The sequence below is a fragment of the Nocardia blacklockiae genome (assembly GCF_015477355.1).
Lineage (GTDB): Bacteria > Actinomycetota > Actinomycetes > Mycobacteriales > Mycobacteriaceae > Nocardia > Nocardia blacklockiae.
This window is the reverse complement of sequence record NZ_JADLRJ010000005.1, coordinates 501,200-520,389: the sequence shown is the minus strand read 5'-3', so window position 1 is coordinate 520,389 and position 19,190 is coordinate 501,200. Positions and strand designations below refer to the sequence as shown.

Annotated in this window: 15 protein-coding genes; 14 read left to right on the top strand and 1 reads right to left on the bottom strand. The window is 69.3% G+C overall.

Going from position 1 to position 19,190, the window contains the following annotated elements:
* Positions 1-193: 193 nt before the first annotated feature.
* Complete coding sequence (locus IU476_RS18635; RefSeq protein WP_195101754.1) at positions 194-1,705, top strand: SpoIID/LytB domain-containing protein; 1,512 nt, start codon at positions 194-196, stop codon at positions 1,703-1,705.
* A 72-nt stretch (positions 1,706-1,777) separates the two neighbouring features.
* Here IU476_RS18635 and IU476_RS18630 read toward each other — a convergent pair whose 3' ends face one another.
* Positions 1,778-2,278: a MarR family winged helix-turn-helix transcriptional regulator gene (locus tag IU476_RS18630; RefSeq protein WP_195101751.1), complete on the bottom strand. Its 501-nt coding sequence runs from the start codon at positions 2,276-2,278 to the stop codon at positions 1,778-1,780.
* Between the two features lie 102 nt (positions 2,279-2,380).
* Here IU476_RS18630 and IU476_RS18625 point away from each other — a divergent pair, with 102 nt between their 5' ends.
* The 13 genes from IU476_RS18625 to IU476_RS18565 all read left to right on the top strand — a co-directional run bounded on the left by IU476_RS18625 (position 2,381) and on the right by IU476_RS18565 (position 18,989).
* The gene (locus IU476_RS18625; protein ID WP_195101749.1) at positions 2,381-3,313 is read left to right on the top strand and encodes an EamA family transporter; all 933 of its coding nucleotides are present in this window, start codon (positions 2,381-2,383) and stop codon (positions 3,311-3,313) included.
* Positions 3,314-3,361: 48 nt separating this feature from the next.
* Positions 3,362-4,144 (top strand): MerR family transcriptional regulator, encoded by a 783-nt coding sequence (locus IU476_RS18620; protein ID WP_195101747.1) that lies wholly within the window; start codon positions 3,362-3,364, stop codon positions 4,142-4,144.
* Positions 4,145-4,278: 134 nt separating this feature from the next.
* Positions 4,279-4,869, top strand: coding sequence for a hypothetical protein (locus tag IU476_RS18615; RefSeq protein WP_195101745.1), 591 nt, complete (start codon positions 4,279-4,281; stop codon positions 4,867-4,869).
* A 106-nt stretch (positions 4,870-4,975) separates the two neighbouring features.
* Positions 4,976-6,178 (top strand): UDP-galactopyranose mutase, encoded by a 1,203-nt coding sequence (gene glf / locus IU476_RS18610; protein WP_195101743.1) that lies wholly within the window; start codon positions 4,976-4,978, stop codon positions 6,176-6,178.
* Between the two features lie 17 nt (positions 6,179-6,195).
* On the top strand, positions 6,196-8,130 hold the full coding sequence (locus IU476_RS18605; protein ID WP_195101740.1) for a glycosyltransferase: 1,935 nt from the start codon (positions 6,196-6,198) through the stop codon (positions 8,128-8,130).
* Positions 8,127-8,723: a phosphatase PAP2 family protein gene (locus IU476_RS18600; protein WP_195101738.1), complete on the top strand. Its 597-nt coding sequence runs from the start codon at positions 8,127-8,129 to the stop codon at positions 8,721-8,723. The genes IU476_RS18605 and IU476_RS18600 overlap by 4 nt, the downstream gene beginning before the upstream one ends.
* 1 nt (position 8,724) lies before the next feature.
* Positions 8,725-9,657 (top strand): decaprenyl-phosphate phosphoribosyltransferase, encoded by a 933-nt coding sequence (locus IU476_RS18595; RefSeq protein ID WP_195101737.1) that lies wholly within the window; start codon positions 8,725-8,727, stop codon positions 9,655-9,657.
* 52 nt (positions 9,658-9,709) lie between these two features.
* The gene (locus IU476_RS18590; RefSeq protein WP_324194133.1) at positions 9,710-11,617 is read left to right on the top strand and encodes an arabinofuranosyltransferase AftB family protein; all 1,908 of its coding nucleotides are present in this window, start codon (positions 9,710-9,712) and stop codon (positions 11,615-11,617) included.
* 227 nt (positions 11,618-11,844) lie between these two features.
* A complete protein-coding gene (locus IU476_RS18585) occupies positions 11,845-12,891 on the top strand; it encodes an alpha/beta hydrolase (protein WP_438944035.1) in 1,047 nt (348 codons plus the stop codon).
* Positions 12,892-13,238: 347 nt separating this feature from the next.
* Positions 13,239-14,318: an alpha/beta hydrolase gene (locus tag IU476_RS18580; protein WP_267466492.1), complete on the top strand. Its 1,080-nt coding sequence runs from the start codon at positions 13,239-13,241 to the stop codon at positions 14,316-14,318.
* 219 nt (positions 14,319-14,537) lie between these two features.
* Positions 14,538-15,566 (top strand): alpha/beta hydrolase, encoded by a 1,029-nt coding sequence (locus tag IU476_RS18575; protein ID WP_195101731.1) that lies wholly within the window; start codon positions 14,538-14,540, stop codon positions 15,564-15,566.
* 349 nt (positions 15,567-15,915) lie between these two features.
* Positions 15,916-16,977, top strand: a complete 1,062-nt coding sequence (locus IU476_RS18570) for an alpha/beta hydrolase (RefSeq protein WP_195101729.1) — start codon at positions 15,916-15,918, stop codon at positions 16,975-16,977.
* 131 nt (positions 16,978-17,108) lie between these two features.
* Positions 17,109-18,989, top strand: a complete 1,881-nt coding sequence (locus IU476_RS18565; RefSeq protein ID WP_195101727.1) for an alpha/beta hydrolase-fold protein — start codon at positions 17,109-17,111, stop codon at positions 18,987-18,989.
* Positions 18,990-19,190 lie beyond the last annotated feature (201 nt).

Here is a 19,190-nt window from a genome sequence, read left to right as displayed (position 1 = left end):
CGTCAGTGGCGGAGCAAGGTTGATTCCTGACGGAACAATGGTCACACTAGTCACAATCGTCACAAATCTAAACCTTCGGTTGAGGATTAGGGTAGATAGCTCGAATGTAGCTTCCGAATAGCCGCACAGCGGGCAGGACATGCCGAACGGAAACAACCGGCGCGCCCCACCCGCGAAACCCGTGGGAGTGCAGATGGCAAGCGCGAGACGAGGGTGGGTGGCGGTACTGCGCCAGGGCGACCAGCTGCGTCGCCGCCGACGGCGACACGCCGTGACGGCGGGACTGGTCGTGCTGAGCGTCACCGGCGGCGCGGTCGTGGTGAGCGCGACCTGGTCGGACGGGTCGCCGTACCGGCCGGTGGCGGGAGTCGGGCACGGGCGCGGCATGAGCCAGGTGGGCGCGTTCGACCAGGCCACGGCGGGCGCCACCGCCGAAGGCATTCTCGCGCACTACTATCCGGGCGCCGCGCTGGGCACGATCGGGCCCACCACCGTCAGCGTGCGCCTCACCGCCGACGACAACGAGACGCTCGACGTGTTCTCCGACGCCGGGCTGACCGTCGCCGACCGGCGTGTCGTCCCCGGGCAGGCCGCGCACCTCACGCCCATGCCCGACGGCGGCGCCAATGTCGTGATCACCGCGGGCTGCGACGGCGACGTCATCTGGCAGGGCGCCACCGACACGCCGTGGGCGTACCCCGTCGCGGAGGGCACCGACCGGCCGCCCGCCGAGCATCTGAAGGTGTGCGGCGGCGGCACGTATCGGGGCGCGCTGGGCGTCGCGCTGGAGAACGGCGAGGCCCGCACCGTCAACGAGGTCGACGTCGACGACTACCTGCTCGGCGTGGTGCCGGCCGAGATGCAGGCCAACTGGGCCGACCAGGGCGGCGCGGAGGCGCTGCGCGCGCAGGCGATCGCCGCGCGCTCCTACGCGCTCGCCGAACACCGCTACCCCTACGCCCAGACCTGCGACACCACCGACTGCCAGGCCTATCCGGGCACCGAGCGGGAGGATCCGCGGGCCGCGGCGGCGGTGCGGGCCACCGCGGGCCGAGTGTTGTTGCGCGACGGGCGGATTCTGCGCACCGAGTACTCCGCCGCGCCGGGCGGCGGGCAGCCCATCGACATCGCCACCCTCGAGGTCGGGCCGACCCCGGACGAACTCGCGCCCGCCCCCGTCGCGCCGCCGCCCGCCGACTACGGGCAGCAGGCGGTGCGAGGCAACAGCGTCATCGATGCGAAGTACGCGGAGTCGGGCGGTCCGGCCGGTCCGCTGGGCGCGGCCGTGGGCCCGGAGTCGTTGCTGCCGGGCCGAATCGGGACCTACCGGATGTTCGACCACGGCGTCATCATCGCGACACCGGTGCTGGGCGCCCGGGTCGTCGACTTCGCCACGTTGCTCCAGGTCGCGCCGGAAATGGCGACCACTCCGGGCGCCGACCCGGCCTCGGTACCGGGCACCCTCCCGCCACACACCGCGGCCGTGCCGACCCCGCGCGCCACCACGCCACCGGTCGCCCCGACCGCGCAAGCGCCGCAGTCCACCAGCCCCGCGGGCGAGTCGTACCCGGAACCGCCTGCCGCCCCACCCGCGGCGGCACCCGCCCCGCCGATCGACGAATCCACCCCGCCTACAGACGATTCCGGCGCGACGCCGGACGAGTTCGTTCCGTCGGGCGAAGAAGCCTCTGCAGTCGTTCCTTGACAGGCGAAGGCGAATCCGACTGAGCGTCACGTTGTTTCGCCCCGTTGCGGGCGACGGGAGCGCGTAACCCGCTCAGCTCAGGGAGGTGTCGCCCAGGGACTCCGACAAGGTGCGCAGGAGGGCGGCGAGCCGGTCGAGTTCCGCGCGGTCCACGCCGCCGAGCAGGCGGATCTCGTTGTCGACGTGCAGCGGCATCAGCTTGTCGATCAGGTCGAGGCCCGCGTCGGTCAGCTGGATGCGGACCGTGCGGCGGTCCGCCGGGTCCGCGGCGCGGCGCACCAGGCCCTTGGCCGCCAGGCGGTCGATGCGGTTGGTGATGGCGCCCGAGGTGACCATGGTGGTCTTGATCAGCGCACCGGCGGTGAGCCCCGCCGGGCCGCCGGACCGGCGCAGCGTGGCGAGCACGTCGAACTCCCAGTACTCCAGGCCGTGGCTCGCGAAGAACTCCTTCATCTCCCGTTCCACCAGCCGGCCCAGCCGTTTGATCCGGCCGATGACGTGCGTCGGCCACACGTCGAGTTCGGGGCGGGCCCGGTTCCAGGCCGCCACCACATCGTCCACGGCGTCGCTCACGGGCGCTCCCTTCCCAGAAGTTTCAACATTAAGATACTTGACACCAAGATGAGTGCTGCTGTCTTATCTCAATGTTGAGATTATCAATAGGGAGAGAACGACATGGCAAGCACTCGCATCCCGGCCGCGACCCTCGCGCTCACCGGGCTGGCCCCGGTGGTGTGGGGTTCCACCTACGCCGTCACGTCAGAATTCCTGCCGCCGGACCGGCCGATGTTCACGGCGCTGATGCGCGCGCTGCCCGCCGGGCTGGTGCTGCTGGCCGTCACCCGCACGCTGCCGCACGGTCGCTGGATCGGGCGCACGATCCTGCTCGGGCTGCTGAACATCGGCATCTTCTTCCCGCTGCTGTTCCTCGCCGCGTATCGGCTGCCCGGCGGTGTGGCCGCCGTGCTGAGCGCCACCGCACCGGTGTTCGCGGTGGTGTTCACGGCGGTGCTGATGCGGGCGCGGCCGAGCGGGCGCAAGGTGCTCGCGGGGGTGATCGGCATCGTCGGCGTCGGGCTGGTGGTGTTGCGGGCCACCGCCGTGCTGGACGGGATCGGCCTGGTGGCCGGCCTGGCCGGGGCCGCGTCGATGGCGGCCGCCACCGTGCTGGCCGGTCGCTGGGGGCGGCCGGAAGGCGTTGGGCCGCTGGCGGTTACGGGCTGGCAGCTGACGGTCGGCGGGTTGTTCCTGCTGCCGCTGGCGCTCGTCACCGAGGGCGCCCCGCCGGCGCTCGATGCCGACGCGGTGGGTGGCTACCTGTACCTCGGCGTGCTCGGGACCGCCGCGGCGTACGCGGTCTGGTTCCGCGGCCTGGCTCGCATGCCCGCCACCTCGGTCGCCTTCCTCGGCCTGCTCAGTCCCGTGTCGGCCGCGGTCCTCGGCTGGGCCTGGCTCGGGCAGGCGCTCACTCCGCTACAGGTGCTGGGCATGGTGATCGCGTTGGGCGGCACGCTGCTCGGCCAGACCGGCAGCGCTCCACGAGCCCCGATCGTCACCGCACCCGTTCCCGCGCCGGTTACCGAGAAAAGAAGCTTGACCTTGACGTAGCGTCAACTTGCAAGCTGGACGTATCGACGCGAACGAGGAGGGAAAGCGGTGGTCAGGGCGGTATCCGGGGCGGGGCGGACGGAATGGTCCATCCAGGAGCTGGCCAAGGCGGCCGGCACCACCAGCCGGACGCTGCGCCACTACGGCCAGCTCGGCCTGCTGCCGCCCAGTCGGGTGGGAGCCAACGGGTACCGCTACTACGACCAGGACTCGCTGGTCCGGCTGCAGCGCATCCTGCTGCTGCGGGAACTCGGCCTCGGCCTGCCGGCCATCGCCGAAGTCCTTGCCGGAGAACGGGATACGGCGACCGCGTTGCGGACGCACCTGGACCTGCTGCGTCAGGAGCAGGACCGCATCGCCCGCCTCATCGCGTCGGTGCACACCACATTGCACAAGACGGAAGCAGGTGAGCCACTCATGGCAGACGAGGTATTCGACGGGTTCGACCACACCCGATACAAGGACGAGGTGGTCGAGCGCTGGGGCAAGGACGCCTACGAGCAGGGCGACCGCTGGTGGCGCTCACTCACCGAGGCCGAGCGGCAGCAGTTCGTCCGCACCCAGCTCGACATCGCGGCCGACTACGGCAAGGCGCACACCGCGGGCCTCGCCCCCGACAGCCCCGAAGTGCTGGCCATCACCCAGCGCCACTACGACTGGATGGCGACCAGCGGCCAGGGCAAGCGCCCCGACCGCGAGTACTTCACCAACCTCGGCGAAATGTACGTAGCCGACCCACGTTTCGGCCGCAACTACGACAAGCACGGCCCCGGCACCGCCGAGTTCGTCCGCGACGCCATGCGCGCCTACGCCGAAACCCATTTGCGGTAACCACTTTCCACCCGGCCCCCAGCGCCCGCACGCCCCCACCGTGCGGGCGCTACCCGTATCCCACCGCTTCACCCTCGATCCCGCCGCCCGGTAGAGTTCGCGCCGAGCGTGCGGGGGCCCCGGAGGCTCGCGCTTTGCAGCAGTTTGGTTTTCGAGCACGAATGGTGGGGGGACCATCGATGAACCATCCATACGGCCACCCGGAATACCCGCCCTACGGCCACCCGCCACCGGCCTATCCCGCCTACGGCTATCCACCACCGGGCTATCCGCCGAAGGCCGGGGGTGGGACCGCGATCACCGGGGGGATTTTGGCGCTGTTGCAGGGGCTGTTGCTGGGGTATGTGGCGGTGGCGTTTGCTGCTTCGGCGGAGGATATCGGGTCTGCGGTGGCGGTGGGGTCGGTTGTCGGGGGGACGGGGACCATCGGGGGGTGTTATGCGGTGGGGGCGATCTTGTTGTTCTGTCGGCGGCGGGCGGGGCGGGTGCTGGTGATCCTGGCGGCGACGTTGGCGTTGCTCGGTGTTACCGGGCTTGCGGTCGGGTCGGCTCTTCTCGGTGGCATGGAGGAATCGGATGTGGTGCCGGTGCTCGTGTTCGTCGGGATCGTCTTCGTGATCGAACTGCTCACGCTGTGCCTGGCGGTGGCGAGTTCGACCGGGCGGTGGATCGCCGCGCGCCGGTCGGGCGGGTATTCGGTGCCGCCGCCGTATCCGTATTACTGACGAACGGGGGCCGCCCACCCGCGTGAACAGCGGTTGCGGGGGTGTCGGCGACGGGGGGAGACCGGCGAGCAGACGTCGTGGGGCGGGACGGCTACGCTGGGCACCCGTGACCGTCGCATCCCCCTTCGATCTCATCGTCGTCGGCTCCGGCTTCTACGGGCTGACTATTGCCGAACGTGCCGCCAACCTGCTCGGCAAGCGGGTGCTGGTGGTCGAACGCCGTCACCATCTGGGTGGCAACGCCTACTCCGAGGCCGACCCGGAGACCGGCATCGAGGTACACAAATACGGAGCCCACCTGTTCCACACCTCGAACAAGCGGGTCTGGGATTACGTCAATCAATTCACCGAATTCACCGGTTACCAGCACCGCGTCTTCGCCATGCACAACGGTCAGGCCTACCAGTTCCCGATGGGCCTGGGCCTGATCTCGCAGTTCTACGGCCGCTACTTCACCCCCGACGAGGCCCGCGCGCTGATCGCGAAGGAATCCGCGGAATTCGAGACCAAGGACGCGACCAACCTCGAGGAGAAGGCGATCTCGCTGATCGGCCGCCCCCTCTACGAGGCGTTCATCCGCGGCTACAACGCCAAGCAGTGGCAGACCGACCCGAAGAACCTCCCGGCCAGCACCATCACCCGGCTGCCGGTGCGCTACAACTTCGACAACCGCTACTTCAACGACACCTACGAGGGCCTGCCGAAGGACGGTTACACCGCCTGGCTGGCGCGGATGGCCGAATCCGACCGCATCGAGGTGCGGCTGAACACCGACTGGTTCGAGGTGCGCGAGGAGATCCGCGCGCAGAACCCGGACGCCCCGGTCGTCTACACCGGCCCGCTGGACCGCTACTTCGACTACGCCGAGGGCGAACTGGGCTGGCGCACCATCGATTTCGAGACCGAGGTGCTGCCGACCGGCGACTTCCAGGGCACCTCGGTGATGAACTACAACGACGAGGACGCCCCCTACACCCGCATCATCGAGCCGCGCCACTTCCACCCTGAGCGCGACTGGTACCCGGACGACAAAACCGTGATCCAGCGCGAGTTCTCGCGTTTCGCGCAGACCGGCGACGAGCCGTACTACCCGATCAACACCCCCGAGGACCGGCAGAAGGTGCTCGCCTACCGCGAGCGCGCCAAGGCCGAAACCGCTTCGGCGAAGGTGCTTTTCGGCGGACGCCTGGGCACCTACCAGTACCTCGACATGCACATGGCGATCGGCAGCGCGCTGAGCATGTTCGACAACGTGCTGCGCCCGCACCTGGAGTCCGGTGCGCCGCTGGCGGACGAGGCCGAGCAGTGACGACCACCCTGGAAGAGATGACGACAACCACCGAGACCCGCGCGAAATCCCTGCTGCAGCGCATCATCCTGCCCCGCCCGGGCGAGCCGCTGGACGTGCGCACCCTCTACCTCGAGGAGTCGGAGACCAACGCCCGGCGCGCACACGCCACCACGCGCACCTCGCTGTCGATCGGCGCCGAGTCCGAGGTGTCGTTCTGCACCTACTTCAACGCGGTGCCGGCCAGCTACTGGCGGCGCTGGACGGTGCTGAAGTCGGTGGTGCTGCGGCTCGAGCTGTCCGGCCACGGCCGCGTGGACGTGTACCGCTCCAAGGCCGACGGTTCGCGAATCCATGTGGAGGGCAACGAGTTCAGTGGTCCCGGCGAAAAGCGTGCCGGGAATGTGGTGGGGGGTGACTCTTCGATCGTTCTCGAATTCGAAGTAGACCTCGGCCCGTTCGAGGACGGCGGCTGGATCTGGTTCGACATCACCACCGATTCCGCGGTCGAGTTGCGCAGCGGCGGCTGGTACGCGCCGGTGGAGGCGCCGGGCGAGGGCAGCATCGCGGTCGGCATGCCCACCTTCAACCGGCCCACCGACTGCGTGAAAACCCTTGCGGCGCTGGGCTCGGACCCGCTGGTGCTGGCGAAGATCAAGGCCGTCATCATCCCCGACCAGGGCAACCGCAAGGCGGTCGACGAGCCGGGCTTCGCCGAGGCCGCGGCCGTGCTGGGGGACCGGCTGGCCATCCACGACCAGCCCAACCTGGGCGGCTCGGGCGGCTACAGCCGGGTCATGTACGAGGCGCTGAAGACCACCGACGCCCAGTACATCGTCTACATGGACGACGACATCGAGATCGAGCCGGACTGCATCCTGCGCGCGCTCGCCTTCGCCCGCTTCGCCCGCACGCCCACGCTGGTCGGCGGCCAGATGCTGAACCTGCAGGAGCGCTCGCACCTGCACACCATGGGCGAGGTCGTCGACCGCGGCATCTGGATGTGGACCGCGGCCCCCAACGTCGAGTACGACCACGACTTCTCCAAGTACCCGCTGCGCGACCGCGACAACTCCAAGCTGCTGCACCGGCGCATCGACGTCGACTTCAACGGCTGGTGGACCTGCGTGATCCCGCGGGTCGTCGCCGAGGAGATCGGCCAGCCGCTGCCGCTGTTCCTGAAGTGGGACGACGTCGAGTACGGCCTGCGCGCCCGCGCCGCCGGCTACCCGACGGTCACCCTGCCCGGCGCCGCGGTGTGGCACATGGCGTGGAGCGACAAGGACGACGCCATCGACTGGCAGGCGTACTTCCACCTGCGCAACCGGCTCGTGGTCGCGGCCCTGCACCTGGGCAACGACGGCCGCCCGATGATCGTCAACACGGTCAAGGCGACCCTGAAACACCTGCTGTGCCTGGAGTATTCGACGGTCGCCATCCAGAACCAGGCGATCCGCGACTTCCTGGCGGGACCGGACCGGCTGTTCGAGCTGCTGCCGAGCGCGCTCGGCGACGTGGCCCGGCTGCGCAAGGACTTCCCGGACGCGGTCACGCTGCCCTCGTCCACCGAGCTGCCGCTGCCCAGCGGCGCGGATGTCGGCGCGGTGGGCGAGCCGGGCAACCCGATCGCCAAGATCGTCCGCCTCGGCAAGGGCATCGTGCACAACCTGCGCCCGGCCAAGACCGAGCACCACGACCGCCCGCAGCTCAACGTCCCCACTCTCGATGCCCGCTGGTTCCTGCTCTCGCAGGTCGACGGCGTCACCGTCACCACCGCCGACGGGCGCGGCGTGGTCTACCGCAAGCGCGACCCGCGCCAGGCCTGGGGCCTGTTCAAGGAGGCGATCCGGCTGCGCCGGGAGCTGGCCGGTCGCTTCCCGGCGCTGCGCGAGCAGTATCGTGCCGCACATCCGCGACTGACCAGCACCGCGGCGTGGGAGAACGCGTTCGGAATCGACGGGAGTGCGAAATGACAGCGGCAGTACCGGACTCGGCCGAGCCGCCGCACCTGCACGTCGTGCCCGAGCCCGCGCCCGCGCCCGCCGAGGTCAAGATCCTCAATCTGGTGCAGGGCACGATCGGCCGCAATCCCGGCGTGATCAAGGCCGCCCGGGGGATGTCGCACTTCGGTGAGCACGCGCTGGGCTGGATGGCCGTCGGCGCCGCCGGAGCCCTGGTCGACAAGCGCCGCCGGCGGCAGTGGGCCGGGGTCGCGGTCGGCGCGTTCGGGTCGCACGCCGCCTCGGTGATCATCAAGCGGGTCGTCCGCCGCCCCCGCCCGCACGATCCGTCGGTGCAGGTCAACGTGTCGACGCCGAGCAAACTCAGCTTCCCGTCGTCGCACGCCACCTCCACCACGGCGGCGGCCGTATTGCTCGGACGACTCACCGGGCTACCCTTGCCTGCGGTGCTGGTGCCGCCGATGCTGCTGTCCCGGATCGTGCTCGGGGTGCATTACCCCTCGGATGTGCTCGCCGGGTCCGCGCTGGGCGCCGCCTCCGCAGCCGCCGTGCTCGCCGCCGAAAAGAGAACAGCCCGTGACCGCACAGGAAAGAACCGTCGTTGATATGAGTGAAGAGCCGACCAGCGTCGACCTGGACGAGGCCGTCATCAAAGGGCCGCCGAAGACCCTGGCCGGCGGCCTCGTCAAGGCGATGCGGCCGCGCCAGTGGGTGAAGAACGTCCTGGTGCTGGCGGCTCCGCTGGCGGCGGGCAAGGACGCGGTCTCGAGCGTGTCCGTGCTGGGGCACGTCGGGATCGCCTTCGTGGTGTTCTGCCTGGCGGCCTCGGGCATCTACCTGATCAACGACGCGAAGGACGTGGAGGCCGACCGGGCGCACCCGACCAAGCGGTACCGGCCCATCGCGGCCGGGGTGGTTCCGGTCAACCTCGCCTACCTGCTGGCCGTGGTGCTGCTGGTCGGATCGGTCGCGATCTCGTTCGCGGCGTCCTGGCACCTGGCCGTGGTGATGGCGGTCTACATCGCCATCCAGCTGGCCTACTGCTTCGGGCTCAAGCACCAGGCGGTGCTCGACATCTCCATCGTGTCCTCGGGCTTCCTGCTGCGCGCTGTCGCGGGCGGCGCGGCGGCGAGTATCGAACTGTCGCAATGGTTCCTGCTGATCATGGCGTTCGGTTCGCTGTTCATGGCGGCGGGAAAGCGCTACGCCGAGTTGAAGATCGCGCTCGACACGGGCGCGAAGATCCGCAAGTCGCTGCAGTACTACACGCCCACCTACCTACGTTTCATCTGGACCCTGTCGGCGACCGCGGTCGTCGTCTTCTACGGGCTGTGGGCATTTCAGCAACAGCAGCACAAGGACACCCAGTGGTATGCGATCTCGATGATTCCGTTTACGATCGCAATCCTGCGTTACGCGGTCGACGTCGATGGCGGCGAGGCCGGTGAACCCGAAGAGATCGCGCTGGGGGACCGCATATTGCAGTTCCTGGCCATCGCCTGGATCGGAGCGGTAGGTGTCGCTGTCTATCTCGCCTGACGAGAGGCTGGTAGAGGGAGAAGAGCGCGAAGACGGACCGCCGACCAGCACGCTGGCGGTCGGCGAGGGAGAGCGGGAGGCGAGCGCCTCCCGCTTCGCGCGATTGTCCCGAGCCACCTTCGTCGGTGGGGTAGCACTCACCGCGGTCCTGTTCGCGGCCGGCGCCTGGCAGCGCCGCTGGATCGCCGACGACGGACTGATCGTGCTGCGCACCGTGCGCAATCTGCTCGCCGGCAACGGGCCGGTGTTCAACGCGGGCGAGCGGGTGGAGACCAACACCAGCGCCGCGTGGACCTACGTCGTCTGGTTCTTCAGCTGGGTCACCCAGGCCCGGCTCGAGTACGTGGTGCTCGCCGTGGCGCTGTCGCTGTCGGTGCTGGCGGTCGTGTTCGCCATGCTCGGGTCGGCGAAGCTGTGGGGCGGCACCGCGGGTCAGCTGCTGCTGCCTGCGGGCGCCCTGGTCTATGTGGCGGTGCCCCCGGCTCGCGACTACGCGACCTCCGGGCTGGAGAACTGCCTGGTCATCTTCTGGATCGGCGTGCTGTGGTACCTGCTGATGCGCTGGAGCCGCGCCGCCGCGCCGGGTGTCGCGAGCTACCTCGGGCTGGCGTTCTGGGCGGGCCTGTCGTGGCTGGTGCGGCCGGAGATCACCGTGCTGGGCGGACTGGTTCTGCTGCTGGTGTTCTGCGCGCCGATGCCGCGGTCGCGGCTGCGGCCGATCGTGCTGCGGGCGGCGCTGGTGGTCGCCGGCGGCACGGTGCCGCTGGGCTACCAGGTCTGGCGGATGGGCTACTACGGGCTGCCCTATCCGAACACCGCGGTCGCCAAGGAGGCCGGCGGCGCCAAGTGGGGGCAGGGCTTCGTCTATCTGTGGGACCTCGTCGGCCCGTACTTCCTGTGGCTGCCGCTGGCGGTCCTGCTGGTCATCGCGATCGTGCTGCTGCGCTCACGCCGCTCGGCCACCGCGGCGGCCGACGAGTCCGACGGCCGGCTGCGCCGGTGGCAGCGTCGCCTGCGCACGCCCGCCGGGGTGGTCACGCTGCTGCTCGTCGGCGGACTGTTGCTGGTGGCGTTCAACATTCGGGTCGGCGGCGACTTCATGCACGGCCGGATGCTGCTGCCGCAGCTGTTCATCCTGCTGCTGCCGGTGGCGGTGCTGCCGGTCCGGCTGCCCGCCGCGGCGCTGCGCACGCAAGGCCTGCGCGGCCTGGCCCGGTGGTCGTTCGCGCTGCCGCTGGCGGCTTGGGTCGTCACGATCGGTTGGGCGATGTTCGCGGCCGACACCGTCGCCAACACCTCCGGCAGCCAGCTCAGTGCCACCGGCATCGTGGACGAGCGGATCTACTACGTGCTCAACAGCGGCCACGACCACCCGGTGCTGTCCGAGGACTACCTGGACTATCCGCGCATGCGCGCGATGGTCGAGGCCATCGAGAACACCCCCGACGGCGGGCTGCTGATCAACTCGCCGTCGTTCATGATGTGGTACGTCGCCCCGCCGCCGCTGCCCATCCCCGAGGGCGGCTACGGCCACACCGTGTACTTCCTGAATCTCGGCATGACCAGCATGAACGTCCCGCTGGACGTGCGCGTCATCGATCAGGAGGGCCTGGCCTACCCGCTGGCCGCGCACACCGATCGGCTGGTCGACGGCCGCATCGGCCACGACAAGAACCTCTACCCCGACTGGGTGGTGGTCGACACCGGCATGGTGGACCGGCACCCGTGGATGCCGTGGTTCCTGGACGAGAAGTGGGTGATCCAAGCCCGCACGGCACTGTCCTGCCCCGCGACCCAGGACCTGCTGGCCTCCTACCGCGCCCCGCTGACCGTCGACCGCTTCAAGCACAACATCATCCAGGCGCTGCACTTCTCGAAGTACCGCATCGACCGCGTGCCCAAGTACGAGATCCAGCGCTGCGGCCTGGTCGACCCGATCCCCCCGGTCGTGCCCAATTAGGGACCGATAACACAATGCTGTCGGTCACTTCGTCTCGATTTGGTAACGCTGGCGTGGTGTCGAAGCGATAGGCTCCCATGAGTACGTCCGTCGGGGGCGCGTCGTGGTATGCGTTGCGACGGGGATCCGCAAGAAGCGGCCGAGCCCGGCCGCACAAGGGAAAGGCCGAACAGAATATGCGAGGCGTGACTGTGCGTTGGGCGCAGGAAAGACGTCGGAGACGGTCGCTGCAGCAAGGCTCGCGACGGGCCGGCTGGGCGAAGCGATCGGTACTCGGCGTCGCGTTGGCGACGCTGCTGCCGTTCGGGGTGTCGGTGGCAGGCGCCGGCACCGCGTCGGCCGCCTTCGATCCGTCGGGCATCGACTTCTGGGTCGATTCGCCGGTGATGGGACCGATCAAGACCCGCGTCTTCCGGGCCGCCGACGGCAACACCAGCCGGGTCGTCTATGCCCTCGACGGCATGCGTGCCCGGCAGGACATCAGCGGCTGGGAGATCGAGACCAACATCGCCGCCGACCTCACCCGGGCCAACATCAACGTCGTGATGCCGGTGGGCGGGCAGTCCAGCTTCTACGCCGACTGGAACGCGCCCAGCTCGTTCCTCGGCCTGCCGCCGATCTCCGGCTCGTCGTCGGGTTCGGCCTCGGGCTCCGGCGCGACCCAGGTGCTGGCCGACGGCCCGGGCAAGAGCTACCGCTACGACTGGGAGACCTTCCTGACCCGCGACCTGCGCAACGCGCTGCGGGACCGGTTGGGCTTCAGCTCCACTCGCAACGGCGCGTTCGGCCTGTCGATGGGCGGCAGCGCGGCGCTGACCCTGGCCGCCTACCACCCCGACCAGTTCAGCTTCGCCGGTTCCTACTCCGGTTATCTCAACGTCTCGGCGCCCGGTATGAGGGAGGCGCTGCGCGTCGCGATGATCGATGCCGGTGGCTACAACATCGATTCGATGGCGCCGCCGTGGGGCCCGCAGTGGCTGCGGATGGATCCGTTCGTGTTCGCGCCGCGGTTGAAGGCCAACAACACCCGCCTGTGGATCTCGGCCGGCAGCGGCCTGCCCGGTCCGGTGGACGGCCCGAACTTCAACACGCTCAACGCGATGGGCCTGGAGGCGTTGGCGCTGGCCAACACCCGGGCGTTCCAGGTGCGCATGATGACCCTGGGCGCCGGCAACGTCACTTACGACTTCCCGGCCGTGGGCGTGCACAACTGGCGTTACTGGGAGACCGAGGTCGCCCGCATGCTGCCCGACCTCTCGGCCAATATCGGCTGACCCAGGCAGTATTCCGAAGCCCCGCGACGGCCCCGGCCGCGCGGGGCTTCGGCGTTCCCGCACCCTGTTTCGCGCCGGGCGCTGAATATTTGCTGCCGTCGGCCGGTTGTGGCGGCCCGAATCCGGCGAAGAGTTACCGTGTGTCGCGGGTCACTGTTCGACATATTTCCGAGTTGAATCACGTTATCGCAACACCGGATCGCCGATACTCGATTCGTAACGCAGTACCTGCAGTACACCGACGTTCTCTGTACGTCGACGGTTTTGTCTGTGTTGTCCGAAGATGAGGGCCGGGCGCGTAGCGAGGGTACGAGCGCGTTCCGTTCTCGAGTGAAAGGTCGAACTCGATGCGATTTGCGCGGAGGAAGCCCGGACCCGGCGGAGTGCGCCGCTCGTGGCTGAAGCGTTCGGTGTTGGGCATGGCGCTGGCGATGACGCTCCCACTGGGAGTATCCGTCGTGGGCAGCGGCGCCACCGCGGCGGCGGCCTTCGATCCGTCGGGCTTCGACTTCTGGGTGGATTCGCCGGTGATGGGCCCGATCAAGTCGCGGATCTTCCGCGCCAAGGACGGCAACACCGACCGCGTGGTCTACGCCCTCGACGGCATGCGCGCGCCCCAGACGCTCAACGGCTGGGAGATCGAGACCAATGTCGCGCAGGTCCTGACCGACTGGAACATCAACGTCGTGATGCCGGTGGGCGGGCAGTCCAGCTTCTACGCCGACTGGAACGCGCCGAGTTCGTTCTTCGGCATCGGGCCGACCGGATTCGGCTCCTCCAGCGGTTCGGGCGCCACCGAGACCTTCCTCGACGGCCCGGGCAAGAGCTACCGCTACGACTGGGAGACCTTCCTGACCTCCCAGCTGCGCAGCGCGCTGCGCGACCGGCTCGGCTTCCGGGCCGACCGCAACGGCGCGTTCGGTCTCTCGATGGGCGGCAGCGCGGCGCTGACCCTGGCCGCCTACCATCCCGACCAGTTCAGCTTCGCCGGCTCCTACTCCGGCTACCTCAACATCTCCGCACCCGGCATGCGCGAGGCGATCCGCGCGGCCATGATCGACGCCGGCGGCTACAACGTCGACGCGATGGCGCCGCCGTGGGGCCCGCAGTGGCTGCGGATGGACCCGTTCGTCTTCGCGCCGCAGCTGATCGCGAACGGCACCCGGCTGTGGATCGCCGCCGGCAGCGGCGTGCCCTCGCCGCAGGACTGGGCGCTGCCGCCGGGCGCGGCCGCCGACCACATCGTGCGCGGGGCGCCGCTGGAGGCGCTGGCGCTGGCCAATACGCGCGCCTTCCAGGTCCGGATGATGTCGCTGGGCGCGCAGAACGTGGTCTATTCGTTCCCCGAGGTCGGCGTGCACGACTGGTTCAACTGGCAGGACGAGGCCTACCGGATGATTCCGGACCTCTCGGCCAACATCGGTTAGCGAGTACAGCGACCCTTCTCGGCAAATAACCGGCTTCCGTCACGATTCGGTCTCGCCACGCGTTTCCGGGGCGGCTGTTCCGAATGCCTGCCGATAGAAGAGTCGATGAATTAACGCCGAAACCTTCGGGGCAGCGCGAGAAGCCTTCGGCGGCGGTTGTCGATCGTCATGCATCTCGGGTTGCGGTCGGTGTGACCGCACGGGCGAAAGGTCGGTTCGATGCGGTCGGTGCGGTGGTGCGGAGAAGTTGCCGGTGGGGACGACCGGGAACGGCGCGGGCGGGGCGGGCGCATTCGGCGCCTCGCCCGCGGGGTGGCGGGAACGGCGCTGGCCGTGCTGATTCCGGCGGCGCTGACCCTCGCGTCGGTTCCCGGCCCCGCGGCCGCCTCCTACGATCCCGCGGGTTTCGATTTCTGGGTCGATTCCGACATGGGCATGATCAAGAACCGCGTCTTCCGCGCCGCGGACGGCAATACCGAGCGGGTGGTGTACGCGCTCGACGGCCTGCGCGCGCGAAACGATCTGTCCGGCTGGGAGATCGACACCGACATATCCCGGGTGCTCTCGCAGTGGAACATCAACGTCGTGATGCCGATCGGCGGACAGTCCAGCTTCTACAGCGACTGGGCGGCGCCGAGCAATACCAACGGGCAGACCGTGGCGTATACCTGGGAGACCTTCCTCACCCGCGATCTGCGCGCCGCGCTACGCGAACGGCTGGGTTTCAACCCGGTCGGCAACGGCGTCTTCGGCCTGTCCATGGGTGGCAGCGCGGCGCTCGCCCTGGCCGCCTACCATCCCGACCAATTCCGTTACGCCGCTTCCTATTCCGGATATCTGAATCTTTCCGGCCCGGGTATGCGGGAGGCGCTGCGCGCGGCCATGCTGGATGCCGGCGGATTCAACATCGACGCCATGTGGGGGCCGCCGTGGGATCCGCGCTGGCAGCGCAACGACCCCACCTACTTCGCTCCGCTGTTGCGCCGGAACGGCACTCGGCTGTGGATTTCCTCGGGTAACGGGCTGCCCGGGCCGCGCGACGCGGTGCGCAGTCCCATCGACGCCTATCACCTCACCAATGCCGAGGTGCTGGAGGCGGTCGCGCTGGCCAACACCCGGGCGTTCCAGGACAGTCTCGGCACCGCCAATGCGGTTTTCGACTACACCCCGGTGGGTGTGCACTTCTGGCACTACTGGACCGACGAGGTCTACAAGATGCTGCCCGATCTCAGCGCCAATCTCGGATAACCACGCATGTGCCGCGTCCGCCGGACCGGTTTTCGCCCGCACCGCGAAAGCGGGGACGGCAGGGCGTTTTTCGATCGACGCGACAATCACCGGTCGGACGCGATAGGGTCTCCGCACCATTACGAAAGGTGCACGGGCGGATTTCGGTCACGCGGTTCGTTCCATCTTGCTAACGGTTGGCCGGTCGAATATCGTCCAGCGAGCGCAAGTGTGACCAGTTCGTGGAAGCGCCGTCGTTCATGTCGGAGGTCGGGATCTGAGATGAGCGCAGCCCGCGCTGTCGATAGCAATGTGCTCTCGCGGCGCGGCTACAACCGCAGACTACAGCAGCAGAAAGAGAGCAAGATCCATGCGTTTCGGCAGATCCGCCGCGCCGGCGTCCGATTCGACGCTCGCGTCGGAGACGGTCCAGCCAGGACGGCGAAATGCTCAGTTCGGTTGGCGCGCACGGCTGCTCGCCGTCGGCGCTGCGGCCCTGGCTCTCCCGCTCGCGGCGGCCGCCGCGACCCCGACGATCGCGCTGGCGAACCCCATCGCGGCCCCGGTGCACCGCACTCCGGCCGGTGGCTACGAAGAGCTGATGGTCCCGTCGAGCATGGGCCCGGTCAAGGTGCAGGTGCAGTGGGCCCGCAACGGCGGCAACGCGGCCCTGCTGCTGCTCGACGGCCTGCGCGCCCGCGACGACCGCAACGCCTGGTCCTTCGAGACCAACGCGCAGCAGCAGTTCGGCAACGACGACGTCACCCTGGTGATGCCGGTCGGCGGCCAGTCCAGCTGGTACGCGGACTGGCAGGCCCCGAGCAACACCAACGGCCAGAAGTTCACCTACAAGTGGGAGACGTTCCTCACCCAGGAACTGCCCACCTTCCTCGCCGACTACGGCGTCTCGCGCAACAACTGGGCCGTCGGCGGCCTGTCGATGAGCGGCCCGGCGGCGTTGCGCCTGGCGGCCTTCCACCGCGACCAGTTCAAGTACGCGGCCGCGTTCTCCGGCCCGCTGAACTGGAACGCGCCCGGCATGCGTGAGGCCATCCGCGTCATGATGCTGGACTCCGGCCGCTTCAACGTGGACTCGATGGCGGCCCCGTGGAGCCCGCAGTGGCTGCGCTCGGACCCGATGGTCTTCGCTCCGCAGCTGCGCGGCCTGCCGATGTTCATCTCCTCCGGCAGCGGTCTGCCCGGCCCGCACGACAACCCGGGTTCGGCGGTCGGCCTGTTCAACACCGGCAACGCGATGGCCCTCGAGGCGATCTCGATGGTGAGCAGCCGCTCGTTCCAGTCCCGGCTGAACTCGCTGGGCATCCCGGCCACCTACGATTTCCCGGCCAACGGCACGCACTCCTGGAAGTACTGGGAGGACGAGCTGTGGAAGGCCCGCCCGGGCATCCTGGCCGCGCTGAACGCCGGCTGACCGGTACGCACGTCGCCCTGGGGCGTCGCGTGGTTTCGACCACGCGGCGCCCCATCGCGTTTCGGGGGTAAGTCGACCGGTTACCGCGCGTCGTGCGCGGCTCCCCGCCCGCAGCGAGGTACAACACTCCTGTGGCAGGTGTGGCAAATCTTCGGCGGCGGAGAGCGCGACGCGCTCGGACGCGGCTGAGCTGCGCGAGGCTGGGGGCGTTCGCCGCCATCGCCGTGTTGCCGTTGGCGGCAAGCTATTCCACCGCGATCGCTACCGCCCAGCCCGAGCCCGCCCCGGCGGCGGTGGCCGGGGCCAGCGTGCAGAAAGCCGTGTGGCTGACCGACCGGCGGGTGTCGCTGTGGGTCGACTCGCCCTCGATGGGGTCACCGGTGCAGGTGCAGCTGCTGCTGGCGCGGGACTGGAACATCCGGCCGGAGGCCCGATTCCCGCTGCTCTACATGCTCGACGGCCTGCGCGCCACCGACGACGAGAGCGGCTGGACCAAGGACGCCAAGGCGGTCGACTTCTACGCCGACAAGAACGTCACCGTGGTGCTGCCGATCGGCGGCCAGTCCAGCTTCTACTCCGACTGGGCGCAGCCGAACAACGGCAAGAACTACAAGTGGGAGACGTTCCTCACCAAGGAACTGCCGCCGCTGCTGGAGAACCAGTGGCGGGCCACGAACTCGCGTGGCGTGGAAGGCCTTTCGATGGGCGGCACGGCCGCCATGTTCCTGGCCGGCCGCAACCCGGGCTGGGTGCGGCACGCCGCCTCCTACTCCGGCTTCCTCACCACCACCACGCTCGGCATGCCGCAGGCCATCATGTTCGCCATGCGCGACGCGGGCGGCTTCGACGCCGCCGCCATGTGGGGGCCGCCGGGCGACCCGGAGTGGGCCGCGCACGACCCGTACGCACTGGCGGACAAGCTGAAGGGCGTCAGCCTGTACGTGTCGGCGGGCAGCGGCACCACCGGCGCCTTCGACAACCCGAACCCCGACCTCCCGGCGATCAGCACCAACTACGCCGGCATGGGCCTCGAGATCCTGTCCCGGCTGACCAGTCAGAACTTCGTCGGCAAGCTGAACCAGCTGTCGATCCCGGTGCAGGTGAGCTACCGGGCCTCCGGCACGCACACCTGGCCGTACTGGGATTTCGAGATGCGGCAGTCCTGGCCGCAGGCGGCCGCCGCGCTGGGTGTCGAGGGCGGCAATGCCGACTGCGCGCCCGGCGGAGCGATCGCCGCGGTAGCGCAGGGCAGCGGCTGGCTCGGCGACTGCGTCACCCCCGAGTACCAGGTTCCCGGCGGGACCGCGCAGGACTTCAAGGGCGGCCGGGTGTTCTGGTCGTCGTCGACCGGGGCGCACCCGGTGGCCGGGATGATCGGCGGCACCTACCAGGCCGCGGCCGGGCCGGGCGGCCCGCTGGGCCTGCCGACCACCGACGACCGGGCGCTGCCCGACGGGCGCGGCCGGTTCCAGGCCTTCCAGAACGGCTCGGTCTACTGGACGCCGCAGACCGGCGCCCAGGTGGTGCGCGGCGCGATGCTGCAGGAGTGGGGCGCACAGGGATTCGAGGGCGGCCCGGCCGGCTACCCCACCGGACCCGAACAGCCGACCCCGAACCAGCGCGGCGCGGTGCAGGGCTTCGAGAACGGCCCGATGTACTTCAGCGAGAAGACCGGGGCGCATCGCGTCCAGGGCCTGATCCTCGGCAAGTACGCGCAGCTGGGTTTCGAGAACAGCCCGCTGGGCTTCCCGGCCGCGGAAGAGCAGCCGCTGAAGGACCTCGGCCGGGTGAGCGCGTTCGAGGGCGGCAATATCTATTGGAGCCCGCTGTCGGGCGCCTGGGCCGTGCGCAACGGGCTGATCATGGAGGCGTGGGGCCGCCAGGGCTTCGAGAACGGCCGCCTCGGCTACCCGATCAGCGACGAATTCCCGGTGCCGGGAGGCGTCCAGCAGAACTTCCAGACCGGATTCGTCGTCGTCCGCGACGGCAAACCCGAGATCCACGGAGTCTGACCACGGTGCCGCGGAGCGCGGGCCTGAAATGCCAGTACCGGACGGCCGCCATGGGGTTCGTGGCCCCGCTCGGTTCTGGACTGACGGAGCGGGGGAGCGAAGCGGAGGAGCGGAGGAGGGAAGAACCGAGCTTCGGGGGCCACGAACAGCGGAGCGCAGCGGAGCGAAATACAAGTAGCCTGGACGCGTCCTGTTGGCTGT